This window comes from Bacillus sp. S2(2024), assembly GCF_050474045.1.
Classification (GTDB): domain Bacteria; phylum Bacillota; class Bacilli; order Bacillales; family Bacillaceae_G; genus Bacillus_A; species Bacillus_A yunxiaonensis.
Genome location: NZ_JBFLUS010000003.1, coordinates 3,450,023 through 3,465,170 on the forward strand (window position 1 = coordinate 3,450,023; position 15,148 = coordinate 3,465,170).

Consider the following 15,148-nt stretch of genomic DNA (forward strand, 5'->3'; position numbering starts at 1 on the left):
AGTTTCATTTTATTATACATTTTTATAATAATATTCTGAAATGCATTGTAACATAGCTTCAATCGTATATTCTTTCGGAATGAGAAGATTTTGAAAATGTTTACGCGCTTCTCGTTCTGTAATTGGGCCTATACAAGCAATTGTACATCCTTTTATCCATTCTCTCCAGTTTTCACCCTCAAGCAATGCGATAAAACTTTGCACAGTCGATGGACTTGTAAAAGTAATCACATCGATTTTTCTCGATTGCAGTGCATCAATAAGCTGCCCGCGCTTTTGTGCATGGACCATAGTTTCATATACAATAAGTTCACGTACGATAGCACCATGACCTCTCAATGCTTCCGGTATCACATCTCTTGCAAGGTTACCTTTTGGCAATAACACACGCGTTCCGCTTCCTATATGACTCACAAATTCTTCCGCAAATGCTTCAGCTACAAATGCAGTTGGCACAAAATGAACAATATAACCGCGTTGCTCTAATTCTTTCTTTGTTTTTACACCAACTGCAGCAATTTTAATGGTATGTGGTAACGGTTGCTTTATACCATCTAAAAAGAAATTTACACCATTTTTACTTGTGAAAATAATCCAATTATATGTGTTTAATTCATCATATACCTCTTGAAAGTTCTCATCTGAAACTGCTGTTATATGCAAAAGCGGAATTTCTAATGGAATTCCGCCCTGCTTTTGCACTTCTGTACTCATTTGCTTCGCTTGCTGCTCAGCTCTTGTAATTAGCACTGTTTTTCCACGAAGAGAAGTCATATTGCTAGTTTTGCTCCTGATTTGCTAAAACAATAAGTTCCTTCGCTCCTTGCCCGATTAACAAGTCTGCTGCTCGTTCTCCAACTTCTCGCGAATTTTCACCAGTCACAACTTCTTTCAATAAGACAGTTCCATCTGCAGATCCAACGAGAGCTGTTAATTCAATTTGGTTATCTTCTTTCAGCGTCGCATATCCAGCAATCGGCACTTGGCAGCCGCCTTCTAATTTATGAAGAAATACCCGTTCTGCTTCAACTGTTTTCGCTGTTACACTATCATTCAGATGACTTAGTAGTTGTAATAAATCATCATCATCCTCGCGGCATTCAATGGATAACGCACCTTGTCCAACAGCTGGTACGCACACTATTTCATCTAAGTATCCTGTAATCACATCATCTGCCCAGCCCATTCGCTTTAGTCCTGCGGCTGCTAAAATAATCGCATCGTAATTTTCTTCTTTGAGTTTACGAAGTCTCGTATCGATATTTCCACGAATCCATTTGATTTGTAAATCCGGACGTGCTGCTAACAACTGTGCACTGCGACGTAAACTACTTGTACCGATAACAGCTCCTTCTGGTAACTCATCAAACGATTCACCATTTTTAGAAATAAACGCATCACGTGGGTCAACACGTTTCGGAATACATCCAATTGTTAGTCCCTCAGGAAGTACTGCCGGCATATCTTTCATGCTATGAACAGCCATATCAATTTCTTTTGTAAGCAGCGCATGTTCGATCTCTTTTACGAATAGCCCTTTTCCGCCTACTTTCGAAAGGGTCACATCTAAAATAACGTCACCTTTCGTTACAATTTCTTTCACTTCAAATTCATATGGCAATCCCAGTGCTTTCAATTGATCGATAAACCAATGTGTTTGCGTTAATGCCAATTTACTTTTTCTTGATCCTACAATAATTTTGCGCATATTTTTCTCTCCTCATTATAAGTACCAAAAGTGGAAATTCGATAAACTGCTAAATAGAAAAATATTAATTAACATGATGAGAAATGCCCCAATGTTCCAACTTGCAATTTTCTTCCCCTGCAATGTATCTGAGCCGCGCAAATAAATACCTGCACAGTACACAAATAAAACAACGAAAGATCCGATTACCTTCGCGTCATACCAATGAAAATTATCTAACTTCGTATATCCCCATATACACCCGAGCAAAATTGCTAATAAAAAGAATGGTACAGAAAATAAATTCAAACCATATGACATAGAATCGAGCTTCGGTAAATTTCCTAAACGTCTTAATCTTGCATTCCATTTTTTTTGTTTTAATAAACGATATTGAATTAAGTACATAATGGAAAAAATAAAGGAAACTGTAAATGTTGCATAGGAAATAATCGCCATACCAACATGCACATAGACAAGCTCCGATACTAATTGATTTGTTAACATCGGCGACATTTGTCCAAGCGGAGTAAAAATAGAAACGGCGCTTACACCAAATGCAATCATATTTGTAAAAAAGACTAAAAAATCAATACGCATAAATCGGTTAATAACTAATGATAATGTAATTAATAGCCACACATAAAAATAAATACCCGATAGCAGCGTTAAAATAGGATTGATTTCCGCTTCTGTTGCTCGAAGTAACATAAATATCGAATATAATACCCATACAACAGAAAGTAACCAAAAGGCAATTCGATTTGCCTTTCGGTTACTTTGAAAATAATCTATGAAATATAAACTCACGCTGCAGGCATATAAAATAATGGCAATATGATAAATAATGCTATTGTTTAAAACACCCATCCATTTATCCTTTCCATTACAAAGATGGAGCGGATACGGTCCACTTCTCCGTCTGTTTCCATTCTGCTTTGGTCTCTTCCACTACTTCTTTCGCATTTAAATCAAAAATTTTCGCAAATAGAGCAAGTTTTTCTTGCGCATTTTCTTCCGCTGCCAACTCTTTCGCAATTAAAATTGGATCTTTTAACAATTGATTAATAATACTTTTCGTATGCTTACTAATCACTTTTCGCTCACGCTCTGTTAACGTTGGAATCTTTCGTTCAATACTTTGCATTGTTTCACTTTGAATCGCTAATGCCTTATCACGAAGCTCTGAAATTAGCGGTACAACACCAAGCGTATTTAGCCATGACTTGAATAGAATCATTTCTTCTTCAATCATAATTTGAATTTTTTCAGCCTCTTTTAATCGCTCAGCACGATTTGCTTCCACAACACCTTGTAAATCATCAATATCATACAAGAAAACACTTTCTAAAGCATCAATTGCTGGATCAATATCCCGCGGCACCGCAATATCTACCATAAAAAGCGGACGACCAGAGCGCATACCCTCTACTTTGGACATCATTTCTTTCGTAATTACATATTCAGAAGCACCTGTTGAACTAATTACAATATCAGCCTCTAACAATGCACATTGCAGTTGATCTAATGGCTTTGCATGCCCCATATATTTTTCTGCCATCGCTTCCGCTTTTGCAAACGTACGATTCATAACAGTCACTTTATGAGCACCGCTTCCGTACAAATTTTGAAGTGCTAATTCACCCATTTTCCCCGCACCAAGAATAAGAACATGGCAATCTTTCAAATCACCAAAAATTTTCTTCCCAAGTTCAACAGCTGCATAACTTACCGACATGGCATTGCCGCCAATTGTTGTTTCAGAATGGGCACGTTTTGCCAGTGTAACGACTTGTTTAAACAATTCATTAAATATCGTTCCTGTCGTTTTTACTTCTTGCGCTAGTAAGAAGCTATTACGAATTTGGCCTAAAATTTGCGTTTCTCCCACTACCATTGAATCTAATCCGCATGTTACACGGAATAAATGATCCGTAGCACCGTCTTGCTCATATATAGACAAATATGATGCAATTTCCTCTATTTCAAGCTGAAACCAATCAGCCATAAATTTCTTAATATAATAGCGTCCTGTGTGTAACTGATCTACCACAGCATAGATTTCCGTTCGATTGCACGTTGATACAATGACATTTTCTAATACACTTTTTTGTTGTTGTAACGTTGTCATTGCTTGCTCTAACTCTGCTTCTTGGAATGTTAGTTTCTCACGAATTTCTACAGGGGCTGTTCGATAGTTAACACCAACAACAAGAATATGCACGCAGCATGTCCCCCTTCAACCGATTTTTCATCTTATCTACTATCATAATACAACTTTCCTCTTATAAATCCGACAATCATGTGAACATCGTCTCATTTTTCCTTCCTTAATTGACAATAAGACATCCATTGGAATAAGTAAAGAATGAAAAAAGAAAGGTAAGGAAACTTTTATAAAGATCGATGCATGCAACTAACCCTTTCAGGTGAAAAGCACTCCTGAAAGGGAAGTTTCACTTTATAATAATTATAAGATAATAACTCTATCTGTACGTTATCAAAAAAAATTGTCAGAATCAAGTAATAGAAACTATTCCATACATGCTGAAAGACTATCTTTTACTAGCTTCTTTCAATTGAAAGAAAATATGTATGATTATTCCAAACGATAGATTTTCTTTTCGGTTGACATCTCATTTGTTTTATTTTATATTAATTTCACAAAATTAAATTGTGCACAATTTAAAAAGGAGGGATACTCATGCACGAGAATCCTTTACATCTAGATAATCAACTTTGTTTTTCTATTTACGCTTGTTCTAGAGAGGTCACACGTTTTTATCGTCCTTATTTAGAAGAAATGGGCATTACGTATCCGCAATATATTACTTTGTTAGTACTGTGGGAACAAGACGGAATAACAGTAAAAGAAATTGGTGAACGATTATTTTTAGATTCTGGAACATTAACGCCTATGTTAAAAAGAATGGAAGGGTTACAACTTGTTAAGCGTGTTCGTTCAAAGAAAGATGAACGAAAAGTATGTATTGAACTAACAGAGCAAGGATTTGCTTTAAAAGAAAAAGCATGTTCATTGCCACAAACAATGGCATCGCATTTAGGAATTACAACTGAAGATTATACAACTTTATTAATTCAATTAAACAAATTAATTGAAGCAATGAAAACAATAAATGATAGAAAAGAGGAGTAAACATGGAAAATTTATATACTGCTACTGTAACAGCAACAGGTGGACGAAATGGGAAAGTAATTTCTGAGGATGGTGTTTTAAATCTCGATGTAAAAATGCCAAAAGCATTAGGTGGTATGGGCGGCCATGCAACAAACCCTGAGCAATTATTTGCAGCAGGATATGCAGCTTGTTTTGATAGTGCGCTGCAGCTTGTGATTCGTACGAAACGCGTAAAAGTAGAAAGTACGGAAGTAACGGCTCACGTATCAATTGGCAAAGATACAGATGGGGGATTCGGATTAGCTGTCACATTAGATGTACGCGTAGCTGGTGTATCTCACGAAGAAGCAAAACAATTAGTAGAATCTGCACACGGAGTATGTCCATACTCTAAAGCAACAAAAGGAAATATTGAAGTTACATTAAACGTACTATAGTACCAAAAAAACGTGTGACAATTCGTCACACGTTTTTTGTATTTGTAAACTTATGAATCGCTTTCCACGCTTCTTCTTTCCCAAGACCTGTTTCTGAAGAAAATAATACGACTTCATCTCCTGGTTCTACATCAAGCGTTTCTTTCACAACTTTTAAGTGCTTTTGCCATTTTCCTTTTGGAATTTTATCGGCTTTTGTTGCGATAATGATTGTTGGAATTTCATAATGCTTTAAGAAATCATACATCATCACATCATCACTTGTCGGCTTGTGACGTAAATCAATAACAAGAACAGCTGCATCTAGCTGCTTTCTTGTTGTGAAATACGTTTCGATCATCTTGCCCCATGCTGCTCGTTCTGACTTCGATACTTTCGCATATCCATAACCTGGTACATCCACGAAATGCATCATATCATTAATAATGAAAAAATTTAATGTTTGCGTTTTTCCTGGTTTAGAAGAAATGCGCACTAATTTTTTTCGATTTAAAATTTTATTTATAAAGGATGACTTTCCAACATTAGAACGACCCGCTAATGCGATTTCTGGTAAATCACCCTCAGGATATTGTTCTGGTTTGACTGCGCTAATGACAATCTCAGCTTTTGTTACTTTCATTTTTTCACTCCTACTAATGCGTGCTCTAGTACCTCATCTAAATGCGAGGCCAGCACAAACGTAAGGTTTTCCTTTACGCTTTCTGGAATATCTTCTAAATCTTTTTCATTTTCGGCTGGTAAGATAATTTTCGTTAAACCTGCACGATGCGCACTTAACGTTTTCTCTTTCAATCCACCAATTGGTAATACACGACCACGAAGTGTAATTTCACCCGTCATTCCTACTTCTTTACTAACAGGAATTCCTGTTAATGCTGAAATAAGAGCTGTTGCCATCGTAATCCCCGCAGATGGCCCATCTTTTGGTACAGCACCTTCAGGAACATGAATATGGATATCATGTTTTTCATGGAAATCAGGGTCAATATGCAATTCTTCTGCACGTGAACGAATATAACTAAATGCTGCTTGTGCAGATTCTTTCATCACATCTCCAAGTTTTCCTGTTAAAATTAGTTTTCCTTTTCCTGGAGATACAGATACTTCAATTGCAAGCGTATCTCCTCCAGCTGCTGTATACGCTAAACCTGTTGCCATACCTACTTGATCTTTCGTTTCAGCTTGACCATAGCGGTATACTCGCTTTCCAAGCAACTCTGTAATATTCTTTTCTGTTACAACAACGCGCTTACGCTCTTCTGTTACAACAATCTTCGCTGCTTTCCGGCAAACCTTCGCAAGCTGACGCTCTAACGTACGAACACCTGCTTCACGTGTATAGTAACGGATAATTTCAAGAAGTGCTTCATCACGCACTTGTAAATTCCCTTTTTTCAACCCATGTTCCTTCAATTGTTTCGGAAGCAAATGCTCACGGGCAATATGTACTTTTTCAAGTTCTGTATAGCCAGCAATTGAAATAATCTCCATGCGATCAAGAAGCGGACCTGGGATGCTTGCCAGCGTATTAGCTGTTGCAATAAACATAACTTTCGATAAATCATATGGCTCTTCAATGTAATGATCACTGAAATTATGATTTTGCTCTGGATCTAACACCTCTAATAATGCTGCTGAAGGGTCTCCTCGAAAATCATTCGACATTTTATCAATCTCATCTAATAAAAAGACTGGATTGATTGTCTTTGCCTTTTTCATTCCTTGAATAATACGGCCCGGCATCGCACCAACATACGTACGACGATGACCACGAATTTCAGATTCATCACGTACACCACCAAGTGAAACACGAACAAAATTACGATTTAATGATGTCGCAATTGATTTAGCTAACGATGTTTTCCCAACCCCAGGTGGACCGACTAAACAAAGAATAGGTCCCTTTAATGAATTCGTGAGCTTTTGCACTGCTAAATATTCAAGTACTCGCTCTTTTACTTTTTCAAGCCCATAATGCTCTTCATTTAAAATTTTTTCAGCACGCATAAGGTCTATACGATCTTCTGTTGCCTCAGTCCAAGGAAGAGATAATAACCAATCAATATAATTGCGAATCACACCGCTCTCTGCTGAACTTGCCGGTAATTTCTCATAACGATCTAGCTCTTTTAAAGCTGCCTGCTGCGTTTCTTCTGGCATTCCCGATTCTTCAATCTTTTCACGAAGCTCTTCTACTTCGCCACCTTTTCCTTCTTTATCACCAAGTTCTTTTTGAATAGCTTTCATTTGCTCACGTAAGAAGTACTCTTTTTGTGTACGCTCCATAGAACGCTTCACTTGCTGACCAATTTTCTTTTCTAAGTTCAATAACTCTTTTTCATCTTGAATAAAAGAAATAAGTGTATGTAATCGTTCTTTCACCGCAGCGATTTCTAAAATCTGTTGCTTTTGCTTCATTTTGAGCGGCAAATGAGATGCTATGAGATCGGCTAATCGACCTGGTTCATCAACATCAACAACTGTTACAAAAGTTTCATCTGAAACCTTCTTAGACAACTTAATATATTGCTCAAAATACTCAATTAATGTACGCATGAGTGCTTTTTCTTCTAAATCGCCCTCTTCTTCTTCCATTAACGTACGGACATTAGCTGTAATTACATCATCTTCTTCGATGAATTCGGTCATTTCTACTCTATGTAAACCTTCTACAAGGATACGCATCGTTCCGTTTGGCAATTTGAGCATTTGCTTCACTTTTGCTAACGTACCTACTTTATAAATATCATCTTCTTTCGGATCATCGATATTCACGTCTTTTTGCATCGCTAAAAAAACTATATTTTCATCTACAGCCGCCTGCTCGAGCGCTTGTATCGATTTATCACGTCCTACATCAAGATGCAGAACCATCGTCGGATATACGAGAACGCCTCTTAATGGTAGGAGGGGCACGATTCTTTCGTTCGCATTCATATTAGACATAGCACCTCCATAAATATCTTTGTTTCCCTATTTTATATTACAATAAAGCCTTATGCAATCGCAGAGACTCGATGCGCTATTGCTCATTAAAGAAAAAGGGACTTCGCTTAAGCATATAACAACTTAAACGAAGTCTAGGATATCCTGCTCTGACGGGCAATAAAGTTAGCATCTCTCGTATGATGATTGCCCATATGAGCCCGATTGGTGAGAGCTTTCCATCAGTGGCGGATGCCCCCCCACTGATGGAAGTTTCACTTTACATCGATTGCACGTCACCTTCATCTACGGAAAGTAATGTATCGCCTGTTCGCTCAATTTTTTCTTTTACAAATACTAATGCAAATACTTCTTTTAATTTTCGTACAGGAATGATTTCAATACCTTTGATTGTGTAAAGGAAAGGCTGCATATTTTCTGCTGGGATTAGTACTTTCTTTGCCCCAGCCTTTTTCGCTGCTTTTACTTTCGCATAAACACCACCAACTGGTTTCACTTCTCCGTGAATACTAATTTCTCCAGTCATCGCTACTTCATTATTGATATACATGCGATGAACAGCAGAATATACACCCGTTGCAATGGCAATGCCGGCAGATGGTCCATCAATTGGAATACCGCCTGGAAAGTTAATATGTATATCATATCCTTCTGGTAATAGATCTAACGAACGAAGGACAGTCACAACATTATCAACAGAACCTTTCGCCATACTTTTACGACGAATTGATTTCGTTTGATTACCGATACTTTCTTCTTCTACAATCCCTGTTACCACAACGGATCCATTCTCTTTTGCTGGAATTGCCGTTACTTCTATTTCAAGTAGTGCCCCTGTATTGGGTCCATATACAGCCAGGCCATTCACAAGACCAATTTTTGGAATTGGATATACCCGCTTTTCATATTTCGGCGTCAGTTGGCTTGAATGAATAACCCATTCAATATCCTCATCCTTTATAAAAGATCGTCCTTCATTAATTGCCATTCCAGCCGAGATTTGCACAAGATTAATGGCTTCTCTTCCATTCCGTGCGTACATTCCAATCATTTCTATACCATGTTCACCTAGCTCCATATCCACCTTTTCAGCAGCATTTTTGGCTACTGCTTCAATTTCTTCTGTATCTAGCTCACGAAAAAAGACTTCTAAACAGCGTGATCGAATGGCAGGAGGAATTTCATCTGGAGAACGTGTTGTTGCGCCAACAAGACGAAAATCAGCTGGTAATCCCTTTTGGAAAATATCATGAATATACGTTGGAATGAGAGAATTCTCTTCACTATAATATGCACTTTCCAAAAATACTTTACGATCCTCAAGCACTTTTAACATCTTATTCATTTGAATTGGATGCAATTCCCCAATCTCATCAATAAATAAAATACCTCCATGCGCATCTGTGACCGCTCCTTTTTTCGGTTGCGGAATACCAGCCTGTCCCATTGCTCCGGCACCTTGATAAATTGGATCATGAACAGAACCAATTAACGGATCAGCAATCCCCCGCTCATCAAATCGAGCCGTTGTGGCATCCAGCTCAATAAATGTTGCAGTCATTCGAAATGGAGATTTCGAATTTTTCTTTGCTTCTTCTAATACGAGCCGAGCCGCTGCTGTTTTCCCAACTCCTGGCGGTCCATATATTATGACATGTTGCGGATTTGGACCGCATAGCGCAGCCTTTAATGATTTAATACCATCTTCTTGTCCAACAATATCAGCAAAAGACGCTGGGCGAACTTTTTCAGCAAGGGGTTCTGTTAAAGAAATTTCCCGCATTTTTCGAAGTTGCTCTAGCTCTTTCTTTGATTCTCTATCAATTGAAACCTTTTGTGTTCGCTGGTTTTTGAGTAAATGCCAAAAATACAATCCGACAATTACACCAAAGACAAGTTGAACGATTAAAAAAATATTTGTCCAGCTCATACTCATTTCCTCCCGCTATGTTTTACTTATCAGTATCCCCTGGGAGGAAACACGCTAAACATAATAAGAAACAGCAATTATACAATTGCTGTTTCTTAACGTTTATGCTGCTATTCACGGACAATAATATCCCCACCTCAAAATTCAGCACAAGCAAAAAGTTAGGTGGGGATCAATTACTGGTATGTGCCCGATTTGTTCCACTCATAATCAGCAGAAAGAATTCCCTACTGATTAAGGTTTCACTTTATGCAGATGTTTTTGTATCTTGTTCAAGTACAGTACCATCTTGAAGCACTAATTTTGGTGTAGCATTTTCTGCTACTGTTTCTTTTGAAATCACACATTTCTCAATATCTTTACGAGACGGAAGTTCGAACATCACATCAAGCATAAGGCCTTCAATGATTGAACGAAGTCCACGTGCACCCGTTTTACGTTCAATTGCTTTTTTCGCAATTTCAACAAGGGCACCCTCTTCAAACTCTAATTCAACATCATCAAGTTCCAATAACTTTTGGAACTGCTTCACAAGCGCATTTTTTGGCTTTGTTAAGATGTCAACTAGAGCGCCTTCATCAAGCGGCTCTAAATTCGCAATAACCGGAAGACGACCAATAAATTCTGGAATTAATCCAAATTTTAATAAATCTTCTGGTAATACATGCGATAAAACATGCTTTTCTGTTACATCAGCATTTTTCTTCTCAGAACCGAAACCAATCACTTTTTCACCAAGACGGCGTTTAATAATTGGTTCAATGCCATCAAATGCACCGCCACAAATGAATAAAATGTTTGTTGTATCAATTTGAATAAACTCTTGATGTGGATGCTTACGACCACCCTGAGGAGGAACGCTTGCTACAGTACCTTCTAAAATTTTAAGAAGTGCCTGTTGCACACCCTCACCAGATACATCACGTGTAATTGACGGATTTTCTGACTTACGCGCCACTTTATCAATCTCATCAATATAAATGATTCCTTTTTCCGCTTTCTCTACATCATAATCAGCTGCTTGAATAAGTTTTAGTAGGATGTTTTCTACATCTTCCCCAACGTATCCAGCTTCTGTTAAAGATGTTGCGTCAGCAATTGCAAATGGAACATTTAAAATACGTGCTAATGTTTGTGCCAGTAACGTTTTACCGCTACCAGTTGGTCCAATTAAAGCAATATTACTTTTCGCTAATTCTACATCATCAATTTTGCTGTTAGAATTAATGCGTTTGTAATGGTTATATACCGCTACCGCTAAAGCCTTTTTCGCTTGATCTTGTCCGATTACATATTCATCCAAAATCTCACGGATTTCTACCGGTTTCGGTACATCTTTGAATTCTACTTCTTCATCTTTTGCAAGCTCCTCTTGCACGATTTCTGTGCAAAGTTCTATACATTCATCACAAATGTAGACACCAGGACCTGCAACAAGCTTTCGAACTTGCGTTTGTGTTTTACCACAGAAAGAACATTTTAATTGCCCTTTTTCATCATTAAATTTAAACATATTTTCACACCCCTTACAAAGTGCTAAAACCTTGCCTTCGTATGTACACGATAAATGTATCGTATGTAAATACATATTATGTCACTACGTGGCTAGAAATACAAATAATATGGTTAGTTATGTACAAATAAAAATTTTTTGAAACTTTTGAAATATGTATATTCGACTTTCGAAGAATCATTTCCTTCTTCATAACAAAAATGTTTTACAAATATATTTATATTTATAAAACAAGGCACGAGCAATGTCGCGCCTTGTTATTTTATTATGCAGTCTTGCTGTTATCTACTAAGAAATCTACTGCTTTACGAATTTGAAGCTCTTCTTTTACACCTTCAACGTTACCAAGAGCTTGTTTCACAGCGTCTACTGGCATGTTGTACATTTCAGCCATTTTTTCAACTTCTGCATTTACTTCTTCTTCTGTTACTTCAATGTTTTCAGCTTTGATGATTGCTTCAAGAACAAGGTTAGTTGTTACGCGTTTTGCTGCGTCTTCTTTCATTTGTTCTTTTAATTTTGCTTCATCAGTACCTGTGAATTGGTAGTAAAGCTCTAAGTTCATGCCTTGGTAGCTTAAGCGTTGCTCGAATTCGCGAACCATACGATCTAATTCAGTTTCGATCATTGCTTCTGGAATTTCAATTTCTGCATTTGCAGCAGCTTTTTCTACTACTTCATCACGAAGTTTGTTCTCAGCTTCATGTTTTTTGTTCTCTTCTAAGTTTTCACGAAGTTTTGCTTTTAACTCATCAAGAGTTGCTACTTCTTCGTTTGCATCTTTTGCGAACTCATCATCTAAAGCAGGAAGTTCTTTCACTTTAATTTCATGAACTGTTACTTTAAATGTTGCTGGTTTACCAGCTAGTTCTGCTGCATGGTATTCTTCTGGGAATGATACTTCCACGTCTTTTTGTTCGCCAGCTTTTAGACCAACTAATTGCTCTTCAAATCCTGGGATGAATGTACCAGAACCGATTTCTAAAGAGTAGTTCTCGCCTTTTCCGCCTTCAAATGCTTCGCCATCAACGAAACCTTCGAAGTCAATTACAGCTGTAGCACCGTTTTCTACAGTGCCGTCTTCTTTAACTACAAGCTCAGCTTGACGCTCTTGTAAAGATTTTAATTCATTCTCTACATCTTCATCTGTTACAGTAGTATCAACTTTTTCTACTGTTAAGCCTTTGTACTCGCCTAATTTCACTTCAGGTTTTACAGTAACTTTTGCAGTAAAAATTAAGTTTTCGCCTTTTTCGAATTTCTCGATGTCGATTTCAGGGTGAGCAACTGGGAAGATACCAGTTTCATCAATTGCTTCTCCGTATGCTTTTGGTAAGATGATATCTAAAGCATCTTGGTATAAAGATTCTACACCGAAGCGTTGTTCGAATAGTGGACGAGGCATTTTTCCTTTACGGAAGCCTGGTACATTGATTGTTTTTACAACTTTTTTGAACGCAGCGTCTAAAGAGTTGTTTACTTCTTTCACATCAACTTCAATTGTTAAAACGCCAACGTTACCTTCTAATTTTTCCCATTTTGCAGCCATTTATTCTTTCCCTCCAACTATAATAATGTATGCACATACCTCTAGAGATCGAGGCATTTATCGTCTCTGATAAAGAAACAACAAACACTCTGTAAAGCTGACGTATTCAGCTTTTACATCCGTTATAAAAACCTCGGACGCATCATTCTCAATCTACTATTTGTCCAAAAGACAAATATGGTATATTTTGTTCGAGAATAATATGAAACATATAAGTAAGAGAATATTTGTTTCTATTCTCTTATAAAAAGGCAGATTTCAGCCTTTTACAACCCTTACATTATAACATAGAATACTCTCGTTTCAATAACCGAAACATTCTTTTTCATTATACTGGCATAAATCCTTCTTTCTCAATACGTAAAAACCACTGATATGCAACATGATATTCTTCAAGAGTAATATCATACTCACGAAGAAGCTGTTCCTCACGAATCGGCATTCCAAAGCGTTTTCTTCCAACTCTCTCTAAAACAGCTGCCCATAACTTGTCTTTCTCTATTAATAAAGGAAACGGAAAGATGCTTGTTTGCATTTCTTTCCAATATGTAATAATCGCCTCATACATCGTTGGATTATCATGCTCTAAGCGATCAGACAATATATGTAACACTTTTTCTGTATCATATGGATTATAAGATAAATTAGCCGGTATAACCGTTATTGTCTCACCGAATTTCTCCACATCTACGCTTTCTTGTATTTGATTTTCCATTAATATGTGTAAGATAGAAGTTTTAATATAAGGGTGCTTCGTTTCATCTAGTAAAAATTTACGCAGCGCTGGCAACGCACTTCCGACATTTCTATTCGGAAGACGATTTATCGCCCGCAGTTGCTTCCCATAATCACCTTTAAGCAAAGCATCTGCAAACACAGGTTCATCAAAAAATACGTCATTGTCTATTTCTACTACTTCTTCACCATCTAACATACTCTTTGCAAACAATGCAAGTTGTGCTAATTTCTCTTTTTGCTCTTCTGTTATTTCTTTCGTTTGTAAAACGGACTGTACCGTTTCAATAATGCCTTCATAATCATTTGTTTGTACTAAAATCGTAACATATGTTTCGAGAATATCCTGAAATAAGAGTTCCCCTGTTTCAAGCAATTCCTCGCATCGCTCTTTCGCTTCTTTCATTTCCTTTAATTCTAGTAAACAAATAACTGAAGCCAATTCTGATTGTTCTGTCTGTGCTCCGTACTGGCGCAACATTTCGAAGCATGTTAAAGCTTCTTCAAACCGACGTTCACGCAATGCAATAAACCCTTCGTCGATAAATCGCGCTGACAACTGCGGAAACAATACGACCGTACTTTCTTTTTTATCCATACGCTCGCCTCTTTTTTTAGATTTTCAATACACTTTAAAGTTAATATAACAAATGATAGTTCGGAACACAATATTTGGAATCTGTTCGTTTTTACTAGGAAAATACAGATTTCTACTATACAAAAATAGAATATACTAACCAGAAATACGAAAGTAGAATTTTTAGAAGCAAGTGATGATCCTACAGGAGGAAGAAAAAAACTCTCAGCTACCGATGCGGAGAGTTCTAATGAAAGGCTTTTATAATAGTAGGATATACAAAGAGGGTTATCACTTGAAGAACAATAAACACCATTATGATAATGCTAAAGAAGAAAATAAGCTTACTACGTTTCATCAATAACATAATAATAATCATGGTACTAATGATTGAACACAAAAAAAATATACTTGTACTTGAACTTAATAATCCAATTGGAAACATAAATAATAAAACAACACTACAAATCCCAATAATCCCCAATAACCATTCCATTCCTTGTCCCCTTAAATCTTATTTATGCAATTAAATGTTTTATAACATTAATCATGTCCATCAATTTATCCAAGGCAACAACTCCAAAAGCAATCGATAAAGCTACGACAGCTAAACCTTTCATTATTTCTCCTCC

General features: G+C 37.0%; 13 protein-coding genes. 2 read left to right on the forward strand and 11 right to left on the reverse strand.

What is annotated here, in order from left to right; translation table 11 throughout:
• Nucleotides 1-12: 12 nt before the first annotated feature.
• Genes AB1284_RS17490 through hemA form a run of 4 tightly spaced genes read right to left on the reverse strand, consistent with a single transcriptional unit; the run spans nt 13 to nt 3,911 of the window.
• Nucleotides 13-774, reverse strand: a complete 762-nt coding sequence (locus AB1284_RS17490; RefSeq protein ID WP_429753709.1) for a uroporphyrinogen-III synthase — start codon at nt 772-774, stop codon at nt 13-15.
• Nucleotides 775-778: 4 nt separating this feature from the next.
• Entirely contained in the window at nt 779-1,708 is a 930-nt protein-coding gene (hemC, locus tag AB1284_RS17495; RefSeq protein WP_429753708.1) for a hydroxymethylbilane synthase, read from the reverse strand.
• Between the two features lie 15 nt (nt 1,709-1,723).
• The gene (locus AB1284_RS17500; protein ID WP_429753707.1) at nt 1,724-2,557 is read right to left on the reverse strand and encodes a cytochrome c biogenesis protein; all 834 of its coding nucleotides are present in this window, start codon (nt 2,555-2,557) and stop codon (nt 1,724-1,726) included.
• Nucleotides 2,558-2,573: 16 nt separating this feature from the next.
• Nucleotides 2,574-3,911, reverse strand: a complete 1,338-nt coding sequence (gene hemA / locus AB1284_RS17505; RefSeq protein ID WP_429753706.1) for a glutamyl-tRNA reductase — start codon at nt 3,909-3,911, stop codon at nt 2,574-2,576.
• A gap of 480 nt (nt 3,912-4,391) precedes the next feature.
• Here hemA and AB1284_RS17510 point away from each other — a divergent pair, with 480 nt between their 5' ends.
• Both AB1284_RS17510 and AB1284_RS17515 read left to right on the forward strand, forming a co-directional pair.
• On the forward strand, nt 4,392-4,844 hold the full coding sequence (locus tag AB1284_RS17510; RefSeq protein WP_429753705.1) for a MarR family winged helix-turn-helix transcriptional regulator: 453 nt from the start codon (nt 4,392-4,394) through the stop codon (nt 4,842-4,844).
• A 2-nt stretch (nt 4,845-4,846) separates the two neighbouring features.
• Nucleotides 4,847-5,263 (forward strand): organic hydroperoxide resistance protein, encoded by a 417-nt coding sequence (locus tag AB1284_RS17515; RefSeq protein WP_429753704.1) that lies wholly within the window; start codon nt 4,847-4,849, stop codon nt 5,261-5,263.
• Between the two features lie 25 nt (nt 5,264-5,288).
• Here the strand turns inward: AB1284_RS17515 and yihA are convergent, their stop codons facing one another.
• The 7 genes from yihA to AB1284_RS17550 form a co-directional block, all read right to left on the reverse strand.
• A complete protein-coding gene (gene yihA / locus AB1284_RS17520; protein ID WP_429753703.1) occupies nt 5,289-5,885 on the reverse strand; it encodes a ribosome biogenesis GTP-binding protein YihA/YsxC in 597 nt (198 codons plus the stop codon).
• Nucleotides 5,882-8,212, reverse strand: coding sequence for an endopeptidase La (gene lon / locus AB1284_RS17525; RefSeq protein WP_429753702.1), 2,331 nt, complete (start codon nt 8,210-8,212; stop codon nt 5,882-5,884). Before lon ends, yihA begins: the two co-directional genes overlap by 4 nt.
• A 259-nt stretch (nt 8,213-8,471) precedes the next feature.
• Nucleotides 8,472-10,142, reverse strand: a complete 1,671-nt coding sequence (lonB, locus tag AB1284_RS17530; RefSeq protein WP_429753701.1) for an ATP-dependent protease LonB — start codon at nt 10,140-10,142, stop codon at nt 8,472-8,474.
• Nucleotides 10,143-10,389: 247 nt separating this feature from the next.
• Entirely contained in the window at nt 10,390-11,655 is a 1,266-nt protein-coding gene (clpX, locus tag AB1284_RS17535; RefSeq protein ID WP_230573826.1) for an ATP-dependent protease ATP-binding subunit ClpX, read from the reverse strand.
• Nucleotides 11,656-11,920: 265 nt separating this feature from the next.
• Nucleotides 11,921-13,204, reverse strand: coding sequence for a trigger factor (gene tig, locus AB1284_RS17540; protein WP_429753700.1), 1,284 nt, complete (start codon nt 13,202-13,204; stop codon nt 11,921-11,923).
• A gap of 328 nt (nt 13,205-13,532) precedes the next feature.
• The gene (locus tag AB1284_RS17545) at nt 13,533-14,537 is read right to left on the reverse strand and encodes a hypothetical protein (protein WP_429753699.1); all 1,005 of its coding nucleotides are present in this window, start codon (nt 14,535-14,537) and stop codon (nt 13,533-13,535) included.
• Between the two features lie 226 nt (nt 14,538-14,763).
• On the reverse strand, nt 14,764-15,012 hold the full coding sequence (locus tag AB1284_RS17550) for a hypothetical protein (RefSeq protein ID WP_429753698.1): 249 nt from the start codon (nt 15,010-15,012) through the stop codon (nt 14,764-14,766).
• Nucleotides 15,013-15,148 lie beyond the last annotated feature (136 nt).